This window comes from Sphingomonas sp. 10B4 (assembly GCF_035019905.1).
GTDB lineage: Bacteria > Pseudomonadota > Alphaproteobacteria > Sphingomonadales > Sphingomonadaceae > Sphingomonas > Sphingomonas glacialis.
In genome coordinates, this window is record NZ_JASJVC010000378.1 from 1 (window position 1) to 261 (window position 261).

Annotated in this window: 1 protein-coding gene; it reads left to right on the plus strand. The window is 53.3% G+C overall.

Translation table 11 applies throughout. From position 1 onward, the window contains the following. Nucleotides 1-111 precede the first annotated feature (111 nt). The coding region (locus tag QN347_RS20185; protein ID WP_323494458.1) for a metallophosphoesterase family protein at nt 112-261 on the plus strand (150 nt) is incomplete at its 3' end.

Consider the following 261-nt stretch of genomic DNA (forward strand, 5'->3'; position numbering starts at 1 on the left):
GCTTACACTTATCAACAACGCACTTGTGCGTTATATTCAGCGAGCTTTTTGAGGAAGGCGCGGATTTCAGCTGCGCAGCCTTCGCTCTCCGTTTGACTCCAAGGATACTCTGTGCGCTTCATTCATACCTCTGACTGGCATATCGGTCAAACCCTGCATCAATTCGAACGTGCCGCCGAACACCAGGCGTTTCTGGACTGGCTGGTGCTAACGCTGGTGCGCGAGCGCGTCGACGCCTTACTGATCGCCGGTGATATTTTT